The 23,542-nt window shown below is 46.0% G+C and carries 1 protein-coding gene (running past one end of the window); it reads left to right on the top strand.

The features are described from left to right. Nucleotides 1-23,542, top strand: partial view of a lectin-like protein gene (locus tag NWP21_RS03525; RefSeq protein ID WP_280791629.1) — the 5' portion only. 5,510 nt of this gene lie beyond the right edge of the window; 23,542 of the gene's 29,052 nt are visible here — the first part of the coding sequence; it begins with the start codon at nucleotides 1-3; the stop codon falls past the right edge of the window.

The following is a 23,542-nucleotide window of genomic DNA, read 5'->3' on the forward strand; positions in this document are numbered from 1 at the left end:
GTGGCAGGAGCCATAGCCCTGAATATAGCCAGGTCGATAACCTCCGTAACAGTACCGGATAATTTAGTAATTAGCACTACTAATGGCATAGTTAAACTAGCAGCATCAAACGAAACAGATGCAGTTGCCACAGCAGACGGGACCGCCGTGAGTGAAGCTAAAGCTGGCATTGGTGTTGCAGTGGCATTGAATATAGTTAACGCCTCTAACGAAGCAATTATAGGCTCCGGCTCTCAAATTTCTGCTCAGGGTATCATCCTAGAAGCCAAGATGAGTGATGACGGCCTAGGAGGTGATGGTACTAGTACCTTTACCGCCAAATCTACCTCTGGGGCTGGAGGAGATGAAGTGGGCATTGCTGGTTCCTTTGCTCTCAACTTTGTGGAGAACAGCAATCAGGCAGTCATCAAATCAGGTTCTGTCATCAATGCTGGTACTGGAGATATCAGCCTCACGGCTGAAAATACGCAAACAGATACAGTCATAGCCACATCAGACGGTGCTGGTGGCGAAATAGGTATTGGTGCTTCCATAGGGTTAAATACTTTATTAACTAACCAGGTACGTGCGGAAATTGAGAACGGTGTCACTCTCAACGGTGGTGGGAGCCTCACCTTAGAGGCTAAATCATACCGTGATGTCACCACAGAAGTGAACGCCGGCAGTAGTGGTGGGGTGAGCGTTAGCCCTGCTGTAGCCGTAGCTATAGTGACTAATGACACGGTAGCTAGCCTGGGTTCAGGTGACGGCACACTGAACCTGAGTGGAGATGTGAAGATTAGCGCTGAACATAGAAGTTGGGCGGTAACCTATGGTGATGCCACCGCGGCCGGCGACAAAGTGGGTGTGGGAGCTATTGTGGCGGTGAATGTTCTACAAGATAATGCTTCCGCAGCTTTGATGCGAAATGTTACTACTAATGGTGGCAGTGTAGAAGTCATTTCCGCCTCTGATGTTAGTAGTAGTGCCAAAGTTTTAGCCAGCGCATCTGGCAATGCACAGGATGCTAGAGATGCAGATCAAGAAGCTAAAACACAGTCGGGGCGTTCTGACTTACCCAATGCTAATCAGAATGTTGAAAAAGGTAATCAAAAGTCCAAAGATAAACCAGAAAAAGATAACGGCAACCAGGGTGGTAGCGTAGGTGTGGCTGCCGCCGTGGGTGTGAATTGGCAAATTGGGTCTAACAAAGCTACTGTCGGAGATAATTTACAGGTAATTACTCAGGGTGGGGCTGTGACAGTCAGTGCCACTAATGAACTAGATTCCACTGCCAGAGCCATAGGTACTAGTATTAGTAGTAAATCCAAGGGTAATGTCAGTGCTGCGGTGGGCTTAAATGTGGCAGATGTTGATAATATTGCCAGCGTCGGTCAGAACACGATTATTGATGCCAGTAGTAGTACAGGAGACAAGGGTGATATCACCATTACTGCCATTACCCCAGAAGGAGAAAGCAACGAATTTATAGTATGGGGTTTGGCCGCATCAGGCAGTACTAGTAGCGAGAGCAAAGCCAGTGTCAGTGGTTCCATTGGTGTTAATGTCTTGATATTCGAGAATGAAGCCAAAGTTAGTGAGAATGCACAACTATCAACGTTAGGTAATATTGGTATTCATGCTGACAACCCCATAATTCTGCAAAACCTAGCCATTTCCGGGGCATTTTCCGGAGGGAGTAGCGGTGGTGCTGCTGGTGCTGCGGTTGCTGTTAACATAGTTGAACAATTCACCAAAGCAACCGTTAGCGCCAACGCCACCATAGACGCTGCTGAAAATATCTCTATCACAGCTAAATCTTCACTTAATCCACGGACAGCGACTGTACCAGAAGTCCTAGAAATGGTTGATGCAGTCAGCGGACAACTGGCACAGCTAACGCCGGATATTCCTGGTATAGATCAACTATTTGGTAAGCTCGAAAAAGCAGCAGCGCCCATTGTGGAAAAACTCCAGGGCATCATTGATACGGCAACCCAGACACTATCGACGGCCTTAGAAAGTTTCATATCGCCGATTGTAGATACTGTCAATCAGGTGATGGATGAGACCATAACCCCTCTAGTGGAGGATGCTTCCAAGTTCTTAGAGGATGCTTCAGCGCAATTAGATGACCTGCTTGACCAGGTTAACGAAATACCAGATAGTCTACCAGATTTATCAGGATATCTACAGCAAATAACAGAGTTAACGGCATCTATAAATACTGACTTTTTAAAAGACCTAGAAGAAATTCAAGGGCAAGTCTCAGAATTTGTGGGTACATTAGATGAGTTAACTGCTCAATTATCAGCGATACCTGCATTGGCAGACCTCTTTGCAGAGTTGCAAGGCATATTAGAGCCTGTGATGGCTGAAATTAACACAGTTATTCAGGATAACATCGCACAAATATTTGCTGGGATTCAGGAGATAATACAACCAGTTATCAGTCAACTGAGTGACTTGATTAAGGAAACAATAGCTGCTAGTTTACCAGCCGGTGTGCCTTTACTAGATGAAGCTTTGGCACAGTTAGAAGAGTTACAACTACCAACAGGTTTACCGGATGTACAAGAATATCTAGAGAACCTGATAGACATAGCTAAATTTGCTGCTCAAGACTTGTTTAGCAATGTCGAGAAGTTGCAAGATGCAGGCAGTAACATTGCCCAAGAACTTCGCACAGTCATTCAAAACCAAAAACTCACAGCCACTAAAAATATTCCTTTCCTCAACGACGCACTGGAAGATTTAAATGAATTGGTAGAACAAAGCCAAGAGTTAGGCTGGTTAGAAAATGAAAATATGGCAACGTTGGTTGACTTAGCCAAATCTGTAGATGCTGACTTTTTTAAGGATTTTGACAATAATGTTTTAACTGGTTTGTCAACAGCCGATAACCCCGGTAGCAGTTCCCCAACTTCAGAACCGACAGCCGATAATACCCCCACATTTCCCTTTGATGAAGTATTGCAAAAGTTAAGTGGTTTAGCGAGCGAAAGTGAAGAACTACGTCAAATACTGGAGAAAAAAGAATTCTTACTGGATTTAATTGCACAAGCGCAATCAGGGGATTTAGATTTAAAAGGATACCTGGAAGAGTTAGTTGATTTAGCCGAATCAGTAGCCCAGGATTTCTTTAGAGACTTTGGTGATACAGTACTAGGCTTAGTGCCTTTTACCAATGTCTCTATAGGTGGCGCAGTTAGTGATGGCAAGATTGGTGTGGGTGGTTCTGTAATTGTCGATGTATTCACAGTTCAAACCATTGCCTATATTGGTAGCGGTGCTCAAATTAACCAAAATGTGCAGGCGGGAGATGAGCAGACACTCAATTTATTAGCCACAGATCAGACTAAAATCAATAATATTGCCGGTGGGTTAGGGGCAAGTACTGGTGCCGTAGGAATTGGTTTAGGTGTAGATGTGGAAATTATTGATCGGCAAGTCAAAGCTTATATTGATTCTGCCACACCCACGGCTACAAAAGTTAACGCAGCCGATGGCATCTCAATACAAACATCCACATCCCAAGATATCTTTAACCTGACTTTATCTGGGGGCTTGGCGGGAACCCTGGGAGTAGGTGGTACGGTTTCAGTCAATGCCATCACTAGCGATGTCATAGCGGCAATGGCGGGAACTATTGAGACCGGGGGTGACGTTACTGTTACCGCCACGGATAACTCGAAAATCTTCTCACTAGCTGGTGGTTTTGCTGTGGCGGCAAGTTTAAAGGATGACAGTGCTGCCAAGGCTTCCATTGGTGCGGCTCTTGCCATCAACATGATTGATACAAAAATTCATGCGACTATTGAGGGAGCAGACCTAACAGCAGGTGGGGCATTAGATGTCAATGCCACATCTAATGCAGAAATCCAATCTATTAGTATTGCCGGTAGTGGTTCTGTGGGTAAGGCTAATAGTTCCTTATCCTTTAGTCTTGGGGCTTCTATTGCCATTAACACTATCAATAGTTCCATTGTTGCAGCGGCCAATAATTCTACGATTAAACTAGGTGGTGGCAAGAGTATCTCTCTTCAAGCCAGAGATAACTCCATCATCAAAGCCTTTGGTTTAGGTGGTGCCGTAGCGGTGAATGCGGGAGGCGACACATCAGCCGCAGTAGCCATAGGGGTGGCGGCTGGCAGAAATGAAATTAATAATACCACCACGGCTTATATTGCCAGTTCTACAGTTAGCTCACTAAATGATAATGATGTCAATGTTGATATTGATGCCAAAACAACCAACACCATCAGCGCCCAATCCATAGCCGTAGCTATTTCCGTAGCCCAAGGCAGTACAGGAGTAGCCATCAGTGGTGGTGGTGCAGGGGCTGGTAACTACATCCTGGGTGGCACTAATGCCTTTATTCAGGACTCCAATTTAACAGAAAATATCGGTAACATTGACCTGACCGCTGATAATAATTCCGATATTGAGGCTATAGTAGTGGCTGTGTCTGGTTCAGTTGCTATTGGTAGTAGTACAGGGGTGGGCGCATCTGTTGGGGCTGCTGTTGCCAATAACTTTATTGGGTATAAAGAGAATAGTCAACGCCAGCCATCCTTAGTACAAGCATATATCCGTAATTCCCATGTCCATGCTGGTGGTGACTTGACATTAAAAGCCCTGGCTGATGGAGACATTATTGCCAGGGTGGGGGCGGGTTCCATAGCAGTAGCAGCATCATCAGATACCAGTTTAGCTGGCAGTGGTTCTGGAGTGGTGACACTCAACAAAATTGCCACATTGGTGAAAGCATTTATTGACGGTGACGGGACAACAGGTAAAAAGGCTAAATCAGCCACCCTCACAGCCAGAGACTCTTCCACGATTAAAGCTGATGCCGGAGCAGCCTCCATAGCCGTGGCGGCAGGGGGTAATACAGGTGGCGCACTATCTATAGGTGTGGCAGTAGCTGAAAACCTGATTACCAATGAAGTAGAAGCATTTATCCACAATGCTGATAATTCCTTGGAAACAACTAGCGGAGGAATTACCCTCACAGCCACTGCTAACCCCACTATTGAAGCCCTTTCAGTGGCGGCTTCCATTGCCGTGGGTGCATCTGGTACCACCGGGGTGGGAATCAGTGGAGCCGGAGCAGCAGCGATTAATAGGATTCTCACCAAGACAAATGCTTATATTCAAGATAGTGTCATTAAGAGCGCCGGGGCTGTTAGCTTAACAGCCGCCAACAGCGCCATTATTGATGCTAAGATTGCCGCCGTATCCGCAGCAGTAGGAGGGGCTGGTACTACAGGGGTGGGTGTATCCATCGGTATGGCTGTTGCTAATAACTACATAGGCTACGATGGTGAAGAGCGCCAACCAATAGAAGTATTGGCATATATTCAAAACTCCACTGTCAACAGTGAAGATTTGAGGCTGAATGCAACATCAGGAGGTAGCATTACCGCCGGAGTTGGTGCGGGTTCAGCAGCAGTGGCTGGAGGGGGTAGCGGCGGAGTCGCCGCTAGTGGTTCTGGCGTGGTGACACTCAATCAAATTGCCACTTTAGTTAAGGCGTTTATTGATGGAGATAGAGGTACGGGCATTGATGTTAAATCAGCCACCCTCAGGGCGCAAGACTCCTCAACCATCAAAGCAGATGCCGGTGCGGCATCCATAGCCGCATCCTTTGCCGGTAGTGGAGCCGTTTCCATTTCCATAGGTGTTTCTGTAGCCAGTAATTTAATTACCAACGAAGTTGAGGCATTTATTAAGAGTGCTGATGTCACCACCACCACTGGAGCCGTTAGCTTAACAGCCACCACAGATGCCGAGATTCAAGCCCTATCAGTGGCTGCATCCCTAGCAGCAAGTATTGGTGGTGATGCGGGTGTTGCAGTGAGTGGGGCGGGTGCTGCTGCTACTAACACCATCCTCACCAAGACTAATGCCTATATTGAAGATAGTGTAATTAACAGTGCCGGGGCTGTTAATTTAACTGCTAATAATCAAGCTGACATTGATGCCACCATTGCTGCTGCTTCAGTCGGTATTGGTGTAGGTGGTAGTGCCGGGGTAGGGGTATCCGTCGGTGCGGCAGTAGCTGAAAACTACATTGGTTACAGTGGTAATAGTCGCCTACCAGCCGAAGTACAAGCCTACATTAGAAATTCCAGTGTCAACGCTGGTGGAGAACTAAAATTAGAAGCCCTAGCCAATGGGACGATTAACGCCGCAGTGGGTGCAGGTTCAGCCGCAGTAGCAGCATCGGGAAGCGCCGGGGTAGCTGCTAGTGGTTCTGGTGTCAGTAGTGAGAACAAAATAGGCACTCTAGTTAAGGCATTTATTGAGGGAGATAATGGTATTCAAGCGGGTAATATCACCCTCAGGGCGCAAGACTCATCAACTATCAAAGCTGATGCCCAGGGAGCATCATTAGCCGCATCCTTTGCCGGTAGTACGGGGGTTGCCTTGTCCGTTGGTGTCGCCCTTGCTAGTAACTTAATTACCAACGAGGTAGAGGCATTTATTCACAATGTCGATGTCACCACAACCAGCGGAGCCGTCACCTTAACAGCCACCACTGATGCCGAGATTCAAGCTGTATCAGTAGCAGCATCCCTAGCCGTAGCCATTAGCGGTGATGCAGCCATAGGAATTAGTGGGGCGGGGGCTGCTGCTACTAACACCATCCTCACCAAGACTAACGCCTATATTGAGGATAGTGTAATTAATAGCGCCGGTGCTGTTAACCTCACTGCCAATAATCAAGCTGATATTGATGCCACAATTGTGGGGATTTCCGTAGCAGTGGGCGGCGGTGGTAGTAGTGCTGGGATAGGGGTATCTATTGGTGCGGCAGTAGCTGAAAACTACATTGGTTACAGTGGTGATAGTCGCCTACCAGCGGAAGTACAAGCATATATTAGAAATTCCAGTGTTACTGCTGGTGGAGAACTAAAATTAGAAGCCCTAGCCAATGGGACGATTAACGCCGCAGTGGGTGCAGGTTCAGCCGCAGTAGCAGCATCGGGAACCGCCGGTGTAGCTGCAAGCGGTTCCGGTGTAAATACAGAGAATAAAATTGCCACCCTAGTGAAGGCATTTATTGCTGGTGACGGAACTAATGGGATTCAAGCTGCAAATACGACCCTCACGGCGCGAGACTCATCAACCATTAAAGCTGATGCCCAGGGAGCATCATTAGCCGCATCCTTTGCCGGTAGTACGGGGGTTGCCTTGTCCGTAGGTGTTTCTCTAGCCAGTAACTTAATTACCAACGAGGTAGAGGCATTTATTCACAATGTCGATGTCACCACAAGCAGCGGAGCCATCACCTTAACAGCCACCACTGATGCCGAGATTCAAGCTTTATCAGTAGCAGCATCCCTAGCAGTAGCCATTGGTGGTGATGCAGGAATAGGAATCAGTGGAGCCGGTGCGTCTGCTACTAACACCATCCTCACCAAGACTAACGCCTATATTGAGGATAGTATAATTAATAGCGCCGGTGCTGTTAACCTCACTGCCCATAATCAAGCTGACATTGATGCCACAATTGTGGCGGTTTCCGCAGCCGGGGCTGGTGGTCAAGGTGGGGTAGGGGTATCCATCGGTGCGGCGGTAGCTGAAAACTACATTGGTTACAGTGGTGATAGTCGTTTACCGGCAGAAGTCCAAGCATATATCAGAAATTCTCGTGTCACTGCTGGTGGGGAATTGAAATTAGAAGCCCTAGCCAATAGTACTATTAATGCCGGAGTGGGTGCAGGTTCAGCCGCCGTAGCCGCAGGGGGAGTGGGGGTAGCTGCTAGTGGTTCCGGTGTAAATACAGAGAATAAAATTGCCACCCTGGTTAAAGCATTTATTGATGGTGACGGAGCAAATGGGATTCAGGGCGGAAATGTCAACATCAGGGCACAAGACTCATCAACCATTACAGCTGATGCGCGGGGGGCATCATTGGCAGCATCATTGGCACCTAGTCAGGGGGTTGCCTTGTCCGTTGGTGTTTCTCTAGCCAGTAACTTAATTACCAACGAGGTAGAGGCATTTATTTACAATGCCGATGTCACCACAACTAGCGGAACCGTCACCTTAACAGCCACCACCACCGCCAATATTCAAGCTTTATCAGTAGCAGCATCCCTAGCAGTAGCCATTACCGGTGATGCAGGAATAGGAATCAGTGGAGCCGGTGCGGCTGCTACTAACACCATCCTCACCCAGACTAACGCCTATATTGAGGATAGTGTAATTAATAGCGCCGGGGCTGTTAACCTCACTGCCCATAATCAAGCTGACATTGATGCCACAATTGTGGCAGTTTCCGCAGCCGGCGCTGGTGGTAATACTGGGATAGGGGTATCCATCGGTGCGGCGGTGGCTGAAAACTACATTGGTTACAGTGGTGATAGTCGTTTACCGGCAGAAGTACAGGCATATATCAGAAATTCCAGTGTCACCGCTGGTGGGGAATTGAAATTAGAAGCTCTTGCCAATGGCAGTATTAATGCCGGAGTGGGGTCTGGTGCCGCCGCAGTAGCAGGAGGGGGAATAGCCGGCATAGCGGCTAGTGGTTCGGGTGTAAATACAGAGAATAAAATTGCCACCTTGGTGAAGGCGTTTATTGATGGTGACGGAGCAAATGGGATTCAAGCGGCAAATACTACCCTCATGGCCCAAGACTCATCAACCATCAAAGCCGATGCCGGCGCTGCATCATTGGCAGCATCATTTGCCGGTAGTACGGGGGTTGCCTTGTCCGTTGGTGTCGCCCTTGCTAGTAACTTGATTACCAACGAGGTAGAGGCATTTATTCACAATGCCGATGTCACCACAACCAGCGGAGCCGTCACCTTAACAGCCACCACCACCGCCAATATTCAAGCTTTATCAGTAGCAGCATCCCTAGCAGTAGCCATTAGCGGTGATGCAGCCATAGGAATCAGTGGAGCGGGGGCATCTGCTACTAACACCATCCTCACCCAGACTAACGCCTACATTGATAACAGCAACATCAGCAGTGTAGCTGATGTCAATCTCACAGCCCAAAACAGCGCCTCCATAGTAGCCACCATTGTCGCAGCCTCTGGGGCGGGGGCTGGAGGAAATAGCGGGCTGGGTGCATCTTTGGGCGCTGCTGTGGCTACTAACCAAATTGGTGTCGGCTCACCGGCAGAAGTTCAGGCTTATATTCATAACTCCAGGGTTACAGCCAATAACCTACAACAAACCGCCACATCTAACGCGACCATTTCCGCCACAGTGATTGCCGGTTCCTTCGCTGTTACTGGAGGTGTTTCTGGGGCGGTAGGGCTTGGTGGTGCGGGGGTAAGTGCAGAAAACCAGGTAAACACGAATGTCAGAGCCTTTATTAGTGGTAATAGTAATGGCGACATTACTGTTAAGGCAGTCAATTTAAGTGCTAATGACACATCAACCATTGAAGCCATCACCGGGGCTGCATCCTTAGCTGCATCCTTTGCCGGTACGGGAGCGGTTTCCATCTCCATCGGTGTATCCTTAGCTCGTAATAGCATCAATAACCAAGTAGCTACCTACATCGAAAATGCCAAAGTCCAAGCCACGGAGGGGGATGTTACCCTAATAACTAGAGATAATGCCCAAATTAGCGTCAGTTCTGTGGCGGCTTCCTTGGCAGCCAGCCTCTCTGGGGGGAGTATATCTTTGAGTGGTGCCGGGGCTGAAGGGACAAATAACATTGGTAATCAGGTCAAGGCATATATCGCTAACAGTGAGGTCAAAGTAACAGGGACAGGGGCAGATATCATCCTTGACTCATTGGCGACATCATCAATTTCTAGTGTAGTGGGTGCTGCCGCCGGCGCTGTCAGTGGTGGTTTAGTGGCGGCGGCGGGAGCCGTTGGGGTGTCCATCGCCAAAAACTTGATTAGTAACCAAGTGACTGCTTATGTTGATAATTCTAATCTGACTGCTGGTGGCGACATTCAAGTAAAAGCTAAATCAGTAGAAACCATCAGCGCCGTTGGCTTTGCTGGTTCAGTGGCCATTGCCGTTGGTCTTGGTGGTTCTGTAGCTGCTAGTGGTGTGGAAGCAACTAGTATATTAACTAGTCAGATATCTGCTTACCTGAACAATACCAATGCTCTGGCTCTGGGTAACATTGATGTGTTGGCAGAGTCTGACAGTCAAGTAACTAGGGCGGAAGCGGTTGGTGTAGCAGTGTCTACTAGTATGAATGCCTTGTCCGTGAGTGCGTCTAAGGTGGTAAATACCATCCAAAATAATGTTCAGGCGTACATTAATGGCAACACCACCCAGAACATTTGGGCAGTGGGAGATATCACAGTATCTGCTGATGTGTCTCGTGCCAATATTAGTAATGTCAAAGCTGTAACGGCATCTAATGCCGCTGGCAACATTGCCATCAGTGGTGGTGGTATTGATATTCAAGGAACAATTAATAATCAAGTCACCGCTAAGGTCACTGGTAATGTGAATGTAGTGGGTGCAGATGTCAGTGTACTAGCGGATGAAAATGCCTACATAGCCGGGGAGGCTGCTGCTGTAAGTTCGGCAGCCGGTTACAATATAGCTATAGCCTTGGGTATGGCATTAGTCAGTAACCAGATTACTAGTACAATCCAAGCATTTGTAGATAATGATCCTAGTCAAACCTGGCAATCTGGTGATACTCGTGGGGTAAGCATATCTTCGGAAAATACCACCATTCATGCTAATTCTATAGCCCATATTAGCCAAACTAGGGCACTGGGTATTTCTGCATCTGTATCACTAGGTGTAAGTGCGGGCATCACCGCCAACCGCGCCGATGCTGATATTATGACGGTGGTTAAGGCTTATGCTGAGGGTGCAAGTCTGACATCTACCGAAGATATAGATATTCAAGCCACCAGCAATAACCAGGCTAGGGCAACAGCAGATGGTGGGGCTTTGGGTGGTGCAGCCATAGGGGCAATGATTGCAGATATTACCCTGGGTAGGGGTAATGGTATTGATGAACTAGAAGCCACCCTAGGTAATGGCACAGTGGTAACAGCCAGAGGCTTAAGAATAGATGCCAACAGTAATGATGACTTGCTCGCCCAAAGTTTTGCGGCTGGTGCGGGTGTAATATCTGGTTTCGGTTCCGCATCCTACGTTACCAGTGACTATGCCACCTTGACAAAAATTGGTGATTATGCCCAAGTTGATGTCATTACCCTATCAATGACATCAACCCACATCCAAGATATTGATTCGGCCGCCAAAAACTTCTCTGTCAGCATTGCTGGGGCTACGGGTGCGGATGCTCGCAATAATATCAGCAGTAAGGCTAATATCCAGATTGGTTCAGGTAGTGTTGGGGATTCGGGTATTAGAGTAACAGCGGATACTATATTTATTAATGCCATCAACACCCTAACCAAAGAAGAATTTAAAAATGATAGTAACCTGCGGACTGGAAGTGCTAGCGGTTTAGGTGTTTCTGTCTTGAAGAGTGAAACTAATATTGGGACTGGTAGTAATCCCTTTGAGGCGGTGGTAAATATCAAACCCGGTAGCCAGTTGGTGGTAGAAGGTACTAACAGGAGTCGGGGAATGTTCCAGGTGAATGCCTTTAATGGCATCACCGCCTATGATGTGGTGAGGCTAGAAACCATTTCTGGGGCTGGTATTGGTATAGGTTTATCAGAGATTAAGACTAATACCAATGCCAATATTAATGTAGATGGTGCTACCCTGCATAATAAAACAGGTGATCTCTATCTCACAACTAAAACAGATACTAATAATCGGACTAATACCAATTTACTAGTTGTGGGTGGATTTACGGGGGCTGGTTCTGAGGCTAAAGCCGAGACTAATGCCAACAATAATATCAATGTCAATGACTCTCTGCTCAAAGGTAGTGATATTTACCTCTATGCAGGACGCAGCAGCTTTGAAGTCAGTAACCTGTTAGATAGCTTCGCCAACGTCAACGCCACTACATTCGCCCTGGTAGGTATTACTACACCAGTGGTGCGTGCCACCATTAATGAAAGGAATATTGTTAACCTTTCGGGTAATACCAATCTGCAAGCCCTGGAGGATGTCACCCTACTGGCTAAAGAGGGTTTAGGCGGTGGTGACAGGGCGAAAACCGATGGGCTAGTATTGAATATTTCCTTAGTTCCCTACGGGTTTGATGTACCCAAGGGAGGCTCGGTCAGCAGTACCAATCAGGTAAATATAGGTAGTGATGTTAATCTTAAAGCCGGGATTAATAATAAAAATGTCATTCAAATTAAGCCCATTACCGTCAATGGTGTGCAACAATTCAATCCAGCGCGGTTAGATACGGAATTAAGCTTGGCGGAAAAGGCAGCCTTAGATTTAGATGCAGAAACTAGATATGAATATGCTCGGTTAAATTTAACTAGTATTAGCTTTGGGGTGTCTAGTGGTACTGTCATCAGGGTAGTAGATGGGGCGAATCGAGGTGGTACTGTCGGTAATTACTATTTATACAGACCTTCCACTGTTAATGGTTCTCATAACCTGATTTTGGATCAGGAGAATTATGGTGATGGACAAAAATGGCAAAATATAGGTGCTAATCCCGTATTACCGGCAGGTACAGTAGTTTACGACAGCAATATTACAGTTAACCTCAGCAATAATCTCCAAGATAAGTTTTATGTACTCAAGCCCAAGGATTTGGATGATGTCACACTATCCTACGCTAGTTTAGGTAATGTCCTCATCGACCAAAGAAATAAAATCCTCAATTGGATGACGGCTCACTCCAAAGATGCGGAAGCCCTCGCCCGTTACCAAGTACAACTGGAGGTCATCGATAAAGCCATAGCGGATGCGGGACTGATGAGTGAAAATGGACTGATACAGCAAGAAATAGACTTGTTATTTATCAACATCCCGAATATCTATGCTGCTCCTGGTTCCATCTTTATCGAGTCCAGCAACCTGAGTGCTAATAGTGTCTCATCCTTAATTAATAATAAACAACTGATTGCTAAGGCTGGGGCTGCCATTAATATCACTAACCAGTCGCCCTTTACGATCAATGTTAATGATGCGGTTGTCCGGGATAACAAACGCATTAAAATCATTAATGGACAGTACACAGTCCTCAAACCAGGGAATGTTTACCTGAATAATGTACCCCTGACTAACGTTGATAATAACGAAGAAAAGAAAATCACCATTGTCCAGGATTCCTTCCCCACTAGTGCCTATGATACCGGTGGTTTTCAGGTTCCTGCTTATGACCAAGATATGTACATCTTGGGTGATGTAATTAACGAAGTGGGAGATTTGTTAATTGACAACAGAGAGGGTAGTATCAACGTTTCTGGGGAAATTAGAGCCGAGGATGTTACTATTAATTCGGCTAAGAATTTTACCCTGAATACAGATGACTGGTATCACAGTAATAAAGACCCCCGCCAGTATTTGAACTATGATGCTGTCCGGGCTTCTGTATATAATGATGCGGGTCATCCTAGAGGACCCATCACTTATAATGATCCTACCAATGTCAATGGACAGAATTTACAAGCTGCTATTAACCGCAATGAGTCCAGGGTGTTGGCTCAAGGTGCTATTGCCATTACGGCTCGTTACTTAAACGTCAATGGTATTATTCAGAGTGGGGCGAGTACCATAGAAATGGATATCGCCGCTAACTTTAATCCCGGTAACATTACCCGGAATTTAACAGATGACAACGGTAGGATTCTACCGGGGATTAGTTTTGGGTCCGAAGGGGTGCCTGTAGATGGTTACTATGATGCAGCCCAAAGGGCTATTATCCTGGATGACATTGTACCCAAGGGCGGACAGATTACCATTGCGGGGCAGATATTCAGCACGGGTAACGGTCAGTTAAAGGTTGCCAATGGTTACACTAATGTTGATATCAATAACCAAAGTGGTTATAAGTTGGTTCTGAACAGGATTGATACCACCACTAACCGCCAAGGTAAAATTACCATCATCGATACTGAGACTCTGAAAAAGGTAGAGTACAAGCTAGATGCTAATGGTATTCAAACATCTAATTACAATGGTGCTCTCAATACCAGTAACAACACTATTGAGTACACCTTAGCCAGCACTAGGTCTAATGGTACTGCTGATGATATTAAGTATCAGCCTCAAGTAGGAAGGCAATATGTCTGGACGGAGGGACAGGAAAAAACCGAGGTGGTGATAACGAAATATGAGCGGAATAGTTTCAACCTCCTGGGCTTTGATTGGGATGGTTTATTACCAGATGGTAGTTATGCCTGGAAGGATGTACAATTCCGGGATGAGAAACCCATACTAGAGTCGGAATCACTCCTGTCTCCTGGCGGTAATGTCCCTGTTTATAGTGTTGCTTATATGCAGGCGGAAGATAACAGTGTAGACCTGTATCCTAATGTTTCACGAGTGAGGGATATCAGACCTGAGTTATCCAGTCCTGATTATGGTAAGGTGTACCGCTATGTAGGGGAGGCGGCTGATTTAGAGTTGGATGTGCAAGACTTTACTGATACTAGTAAATGGCAATACACGGGGGAGATAGTCGTTCAGAAATATAACCCATTTAGTTGGATGGGAGGTGGCTTCGGTGGATCTAGTGGTCAGGAACAAGATATTGCCCAGTTTACCAGTATCTCCCAGAATAAGTTTGATACCAACTATAAAAATGTTTCTGCTCAATTCCACCAATGGGAAACTGGTGGTGGTTGGTTGCAACCAAAAACCCTACACACTCAAATCACGACTATTAGGGGACTCAAGGACTTTTACACCCACACCTTAAAGGGTGACTACCCCATTGATGTGGAGTTTATCCAAGGACCAAGTGCCAATAACGCTAATATATCTGTAACCAGTGTGGGAGGGTTAGAACTCCAAGGTGATATCGACTCTCCTGGTAATCGCGTACAGCTAGCTGGTAACTATATCAGAAATGGCGGATCCAGTGTCATTTATGCTAATACCAAGAATGTGGCGGAAGTACAACCAGGAGCACAACTGAACTTTACATCCTTCAATGGGAATATAGATTTAATAGTAGAAGGTGGTTTACAACCCATTAATGTCTCCGGGATGGGTCACGTCAACTTAACCATCATTTCTCAAGATAACCAGAGCAGTAGTTTAGTTGCTGGTAATATTAAATCTAATAACGGTAATCTCACCATCAAAGCACCCCAGGGTATCACCATGGAGAATAATAGTGCGGTGATTGGGGGGCGCACTATTACCCTGGAAACTCAAGAGGGTTTAGGAACTGAATCTCAGTGGTTAAGAGTTAATAGTGGTAATAGCATTGGTTATAGCTTTGCAGGTATTGACAGGGGTGGTGTCAAAGCCGAAGCCCAGGATAATATCTACATTCGTCAGGTAGTAGGGGATATGAATGTGATCTCCATTACTACCCCAGAGAATGTGTATCTAGATTCCGCCGGGGGGATTTTTGACGGGTTGAAAGAAAATCCCAGACTGAGTGACAAGATGGAAAATGCAACCATAGATCCCCGACTATTAGAACTGGGTGTTGATGAGGAATCCCTCAAATATCCCCTATCCTTCACCCTGTATAACTACCTGTACCCCGGTGCGGAATCCATAGACACTGGTTCAGCTATCAGAAGCTCAGAAGACTATAATATTATCGCTCGCAATATCACCATCAGCGCCGGGGGACAAATAGGTGAGATCGGGGATATGGTAGCCATAGATTTATCTAATGGCTTTAGAGCCTTGTCTACCCAAGACAAGAAAACCCTTTCCAATGCGGCGGTGAGTGATGTGGCGGGGGTCATCTATGCCACTTATAGATATATTGGTGGTGGTCTCAGTGATCTGAATCTCAGTGAGACAGATTTCAATGACACCAGTGTATGGGAAAAAATCACCCCGGAATTTGCGACTGGTACTGATAAACTGGTTGAGCAAAAGGTAAATATCACCACCGGTCAAAGAGTCTTAGCAGAATACAACCCCACAGAATACGGACTGTATGAGTATCTGGGGGAAAGTGGAGAAATTGACTTAAGTCAACAAATCTACATAGATACGAGGGTATGGCGGGAAATCACCCCAGACTATGGCACAGATGCACCAAATGCTGTAAATCTACAGAACGGGCAATTAGTAGCAGATAAGACCATTGTTGAATATGTAGGTTTACAATTAGTTGATGACCTCGATATAGATGTCCCTGATGCTTCACCCACCATTGACGCTGGGGGAGGGGTGGCGTTGCAATCTTCCGGCACATTGAAAATTAACCGCATCACCGCCGGGGGCGATGTGCGGCTACAATCTCCAGGGGATATTATTGATAACTACATCCCCAACACCACCGCAGGTATTAGCACCACTGGTAATGTGCTGTTAGTCTCCCAAGGTAATATTCAAGGAAATACCGCTGATAATCCCTTCCGGGTCAACTTGTTTGGGGACATCAAGATTAATAGAGGACTGAGTACGGAATCAGCGGGAGATACTTACATTCGCCACATTGGGGATAAATCCCTATTTATTAATCAGGTAAATGTGGGCGGTGATGTGAAAATTGAAGTACCAGCAGCCAATGTCTACCTGAATAACATCACTACACCCAATAACGTAGATTTACAGGTACGTGGTTACATCAGTGATGCTAATCCTGATGAAATGAATATTGAGGCTACATCTATTAATATTGAGTCGGAAGCAGGTTTCATTGGTGAATATGCCAACTACCTAGATATTGACTTGCTGAACAATGGGGTGATTAATGCGACATCCACAGGGACAGACCAAGGGGCGATTTACCTCAACTCTCCAGAACGAGATTTACGAATTGGTGTGATTAACACTAAATTTGATGTGGGTTTACGCACACCAGAAGGGATTGTAGATACCATAGATGGAGTAGTCACTGGTAGAAACGTCACCTTAGAATCGGGTAAAGATATTGGTAGTAGTGATAAGTTCTTCCACATTGACACCAATTCTGTAACTGATGGTGATTTGATAGTAGTTACTGATGGTAACGCCTACATCCGGGAAGTATCTGATGACTTAATCATTGAGCGGGTGAATGTCATCGGTGATGTTGATATTAGAGTGGGTACGGGTGACATGATAGTGGGAGAAGTCACCGCAGATACCCTATATCTGGAAACTAGTCACGGAATGTTTATCCCCGGTGCGGTGACTACCGAAAGTACTATGACATTGGTGGCTAATACTTCCCGCTTACCGAAATATGATGATTACCTGAGTGTAGCTCTGCCAGATGAGTTATATCTCAAAGATATTCAAGACAGAGAAGCAGACCCCTTCTCCCTGTTCTTAACGGGAACTCTGACCACTGGTGCAGATGACACCGACCTGAATTTAGAATTTACGGATGATGTGATTATCCGGGGTAATATCAATGTTAATGGCAACAATTCCCGGTTGAATCTGGCTTCTGATGGTTGGTTGTATATTGAAGGTTGGTTGAATGTCTCCGACACTATTAACATCAACGCCAAAGGCGATAATATTGATGGTTCCAGTGTCTACATCCACACCACAGCCAAGGTGAATAGTAATTTAGCTGGTAGTGCCATTAATATTGAAGGTACGAAGGATATAGATATCTTGGGGGCGGTAGTTGCTGGGGGTACAATTGGGGAAAATGGGGTTACCTTTACTGGTCCTGACTCTACTGTTACTATTACCGCGGGTGAGCAAATCTTCTTAGATACAGGGTTATTAGCTTCTAAATCCGTTGCTCTCAATGGTGGGATAGCTGGGGATGATGATAATGGTGTGGGGTTAATCATTACCACTGCGGGGGGTGTCACTGCTGAAGGACTGACATCTAGTGGGGCGTTAATTTCCATGAATAACCGGGGTAACATGGAAATGATGGGAACCTTAGTAGCTGGTGGTAAGCTCCTCCAAACCTTTGATAGTCAAGGTAATCTGTTATCTCAAACTGTTAACTGGTCTGGGAACTACGGTAAAATTGATATTACTTCCGAAGGTCAAGCCTTTATTGGTGGGAGAACGGTTAATCAGGGTGGGGAAGCTATAGAAACTGGTGGTTACTTGTTCGCCCATGATAATATCACTATTAATGGTGGTGGTAATGAATCTGGTATTGGTACATATATCCAAGCAGCTAGTGAGTTGGTAACCCATGCTCTGGATAGTGTGATTGAAATTAACGCCGCTGAGGATGTGGATATTCAAGGGTTATTATTACCTGGTGGTACGGTAGAAGTGGTACGGGATGCCACAGGTCAATACATGGGTCGATATGTGCATTATAATTTGAATGCAGACTCTAGTATTCAGGTGAATGCTGATAACCAAATCAGAATTGGGCAAACTTTAAAGGCTGGTAAGTTAATTGATTTAGTGGGTGGTAGTGATGAGTCTGGTAAGGGGATGGTCATCTATGGTTCTACTCAGATTGCTACTTGGGGAGAAGATAGTACCATTAATCTCAATGCTCCTGGTAGAGTTGATATACTAGCCCCAGCACACACCAATGAAATAGAGGCGAGTGGTTTCTATGAATTAGCTACAGGGGTGACTAGTCAAGATATTACCCTGAGATTACAGATTGATAAGCTAGGGTTTGTAATTGAGGCTTTGGTAACTCTATCTACAGCAGCTACTAGTGATAATACTCAGGTGGGTAACCTGACAGAAGATTTAAATAACGCCATTAAAGCCGCGACCTGGACTGTGATTAGCACAGATGATAGTAATGTTCAGTCTGTGGGGAGTATTTATACAGGGATTGATAATAATGACCTAGAGGTGAAAGTGCGGGAGGGACGGTTGATGTTAACTAGTTCCTACGCGATTAAACTGGTCAAGGACGGTTCTATTAATCCTGAGTTATTAGGATTTACTAATCTGGTTACAGAGTTAACCTCTAGTCTGCCCTACAATATCAAAGCAGATCAAGTGGGTTCAGTGGTGAATATTGGCGCACCCGCAGGACCTAATGGTAAGTTGTATATTGCGGGTAAGGTGTTGGGTTATGAAAGAATTAACCTCTACAGTAGTAAGTTACCAGATGGTGGGGATGATGTTGAGTTAGATGTTACAGGGTTGCTAGAAACCCGTAATAGTAGTATTGCCCTCAATATTGGTAGTTATGGGGTACTTAAGGGTAGTATTATTGCTGGTGGGGCTGATTCTGATGTAACGATTACTGCGAAAAATACCATTGATTTATATGGTAGTCTCACTGCTCAGGATGAGGTCAGGTTAACTGCGGGGGTAGAGGAGTCACCAGTACCAGGGGAAATGAGTATTCATACCTTTGGTACGAGTAAGATTAACGGTCGTGCGGTTAGTATTAGGGGTGTAAATGATATCTTGATCGATAGCACCCTTGGTGATAGTAGTGTCACCATGACAGATATTGAGATTGTTGCCACATCAGGAGATTTGACCTTGGGAGGGACTTCCGGCAGAATCATCACTGATGCGGATGTGAGGATGACGGGTAAGAATATTAACTTGGATGGTTTTGTCCAACATACCCAAGGTGATGGCAATGTTGATACTGTAGAGGTCTTGATTGATGCGACAAATAATGTCACTTTGATGAGTAATGTCATTAGCCAAGGTTCTGTGCAGATTACGGCGGCTAATGAAATTAGGGCTTATAATGGTCAGGTGTTGGTGACGGGTGCGGGAGAAGGTTTGACCCTGGCTGGTGGTACGATTAACTTAGGTCGCACTATTACGGTTGATGGCAACTATCAACAGCAAGGGTTTGATTTGGCTGGTGTTGCTCATGTGACCTTGGCTGTGGAGACTGTAGTCAATATTGGTTCTGGGGTGCGGATTCTCAGCAGTGGTGATGACAGTAATATTAACGTGAGTGCTTCCCAAGTGAATGTGGTGGGTTCTCTACTCGCGGGGGCGCAATTACTGGATAATAACGTTACTTGGACTGGTAAGGGAGCCGACCTGAATATCAATGCTGATGAGATTACCTTTGGTGGTGCGGGTGCTGATGGTAGTGCAGAGATGGTCACCCGTGGTGGTTCGGCTCAGGTGACGGGAAGTGTTAATATTAGTGGTGCCCAGTTCTCCATGAATAGTCTGAGTAACATCAAGGGTGATGCTACTGCTGGATTTGGAGAAATAGGCAGTTTAGAGGATACTAGGGATAGTCAGGTTAATATTACTGTTGATGAGATTACCATTGATGGTTTAATACAAACCTATGATGATGGTGCTGATATCACCATTGATAGTACGGGGTTAGTGTTCATTAATGGGTATTTGAAAGCAGCTCACACCTTGAATGTAGATGGTGGTACGGGAACTGATGGTTATGGCTTGATGCTGACACCGTTAATTTATCGGGATGGTGAAGGTAGGTTAGTTAATAGTTCTGGATTCTACATTAATGGTGATGGTGAGTATGTTGATGCGGATGGGGTGAAATTGGCTGTGGATGCAGCACCGGTGTTGAGTAATGCTGCTCCTGAGAGTTTAACCCGTGTGAGTGGGGGTACTTTAGAAACTGCGGCTCACGGTGTGATTAATATTAGTGCTGAGGGTGGTATAGTTCTGAGTGGACAGGTAGCACCAGTGAATGGCTCAACGGTGAACCCGGATAAAATCACGATTGTGAGTGAGGGGAATACAGGGGATATCTTCATTGATAATGCCATTGGGGCTAAGAGTCAGGTGATTATCCAGGGTAGGAACCTGTATTTAGTGGATTATAGAGAAGATGAACCCAAGGATTCACAGTTACCGAATAATGCTCTGATTCAAACCTATGGTGGTGGGAATTTGAGTTTAAGTGACCCATCTATTCAAATTCATGGGACTGATGAGGTGGTAATTGCTAGGAGTAAGGCTCCTTTAACTAGGGCGTTGGTGGATTCTATCGCTGATGTGGAAGTTAGGGGTAATAGTCTGTGGTTACAGGGCTATATCTTCAGTGGGAATGGTGAAGATATCAGCTTGAATGCAGTGGGTGATATCAATATTAGTGGTTTGGCTAAGGCTCATGGTAATGTGAATATCCGGGCGGGTATTGGTGCTGATTGGTCTTTAGATACTCTCAGAGGTTCTATTACCAGGGAGCAACTCAGTGGCGGTAATGTCATAGTTGATGGTGCGGGAACTTTAGAGGCGACTGTGGGGACTATTAATGTCCTGGCTGGTGGTACAGTGCGGGTAGATGCTGACTCTAGCTTGGGTGTAGGAACAAAGGCTGTATCTATTCCGGTGATTAGTCAACGGGCGATTACAGTACCGGTGGTAACGGGTACTAAGGTGGTGGCTGATGGTACGGTTGAGGTGGAGGTGGTGAATTGGGTTCCCACTATGGCGACGGAGCAGGTGGGTACTGATAGGGTGCGGGTAGGTAGTAAGTTCTACACTATGGATGTGACCTTAACTCAGGATAGTTACTGGAATCCGACGACGGGTCAGGAGCGGGAATACTTTGTTAATCAGGTGGATTATTTCCTCAATGATAGTGGACAGTTGACTATTAATGGGGTTACCCATAGTGTAGATTGGACTGTGGCGGGTAGACCGAGGGCGGATCATTTGTTTGAGGATTTGTCCCCTGACCAGCAGTTGGTGATTTTGGGTCAGTTGGGATATCATAAGCTGTATGATTTCGGCTACACTAATGCCAAGATTAATCAGGTGATTAATGGTAATGCGACTCAGATAGGTTGGAGTCCTGATTGGGCGAATAATACGAATAAGACGATTATTAATGTACCGGTGGCGGGTTGGAGTAATACGGCTGATCCCAGACAGAATAAGTATATTCGGGTTCCCCAGGGTTCTAATATTGAGGATGTGTTGCGGGTGGTGTCTCAGGGGACTGAGACCAGGTGGCAGGAGAATGTGGGTTATTATTGGGATACGGCTAGGGTTAAGTATACTCAGGATAGGTCTACTGTAACGGACTTTAGTATACCTGGTAATACTTATACATGGGACTATGACAAGAGTCCGGCGCGTTGGGCTGTATCCTACGATAGTAATGGCAAGCGCAACTATTCTATTAATGAGTTTAACGGTGGGATTAATCCTGTCACCAATCCCTTCAGTGCTTTAAATCGTAGTCAAACTCCGGAATGGTATGGTGACGGCAAAATACCCGCCAATGATATACGTGGAACGAACGCTTTTGCACCGGGTACTTACTTCATTACCACTGCTAACCGTGATGCTAGTCCCCTAAGTTCTCAGGGGCGTTATGTACGGAATGTTGGCAGTAGTTATAAGCTATCGCCCACCGGAACATGGACTTCTGCTCAGTCTTGGGCACAAAGTCAGGGAGGAAACTTGGTGACAATCAACTCTGCAGAGGAAAATGCCTGGTTAACTAGTGTTTTTGCTCCTTTAGGAATAAGAATATGGATTGGATTTACAGATGCGGCTCAAGAGGGTGTGTGGAGATGGGTAAGTGGTGAACCTGTAACCTATACAAACTGGCATCCAGGCGAACCCAATAATTCTGGTGATGAAGATTATGGAGAACTGGGTTTTGGTGCTGGTGGGCTGTGGAATGATTTACCGAACACTGGAATAAACGCATCGGGTCCAGCGGAAATTCCAGTACACGAAACCCAATACGACTACTGGTACAACTGGACATCAACCAACACCGCCATCCGTGACCAACGACACACCTTACAATATCAATGGGTGAGCAACCCGGAAGATGTTTACGACAACCGCCCCCGGTACGAAACCAGGGAAATCCTCCTCAAGAGCGTCTCCACCCAAACCAACACCAAATACCGCACCGAAAACATCACCGAAGACCAGACCATCTGGGTAACAGAACGCACCACAGACCCCAACCAAAAAGCCTACGGGGAATTTGTCGGAGACACGATGACCGCAGGTAATGGTATTAATATAGATGCCACAGGCAACATCAGCATCATCGGCAAATTAATCACCACTAACCCCAACAGCACCCTGAACATCAACACCCTTGGGGTTGTGAACATTGAAGGCAAACTACCAGATAATAATGATGGTGACACCTTAGCCGCACCCTCCCATCTGGAAGCCAACAGCATCAGCATCACCGCCGATACCATCAACATCACAGATAACAGCCAATTACTAGCAGATACCGGCGCTGTTACCCTCACCACCACAGGGGACATTCACTATGATGGCGTAACCACCACCACCGCCCAAATCCACTTGAATGCTGGTCAAAATTTGCACATTCTCAACCGGTTCAATGGTAACACCATGACAGCGGTAGCGGGTGGTAACATCACGGGTAACAAATACACAGACATCCACACCAGTGGTAACCTCACCCTCACAGCTAATACTGGTAATATCGACCTCCCCTCTAGTTGGATAGTCGCTGATGCTGTCACCCTCAATGCAACCCAGGGAACCATTAATAATTACTTAGTGAATGATAATGGCAACCTGGAACATGGTTTAATCACTGCCAACACCATCAACCTCAACGGTCAATCTGGCATTAATGCCAACCTCAAAGGCACTAATGTTAATATCATTAACACCAACCTGGGTAATATTGACCTCATCCTAGATGAGAAGGACAGTAACGGTATTAACAGCGTTGTCACTA

The sequence above is a fragment of the Anabaenopsis sp. FSS-46 genome (genome assembly GCF_029891665.1).
Lineage (GTDB): Bacteria > Cyanobacteriota > Cyanobacteriia > Cyanobacteriales > Nostocaceae > Anabaenopsis > Anabaenopsis arnoldii.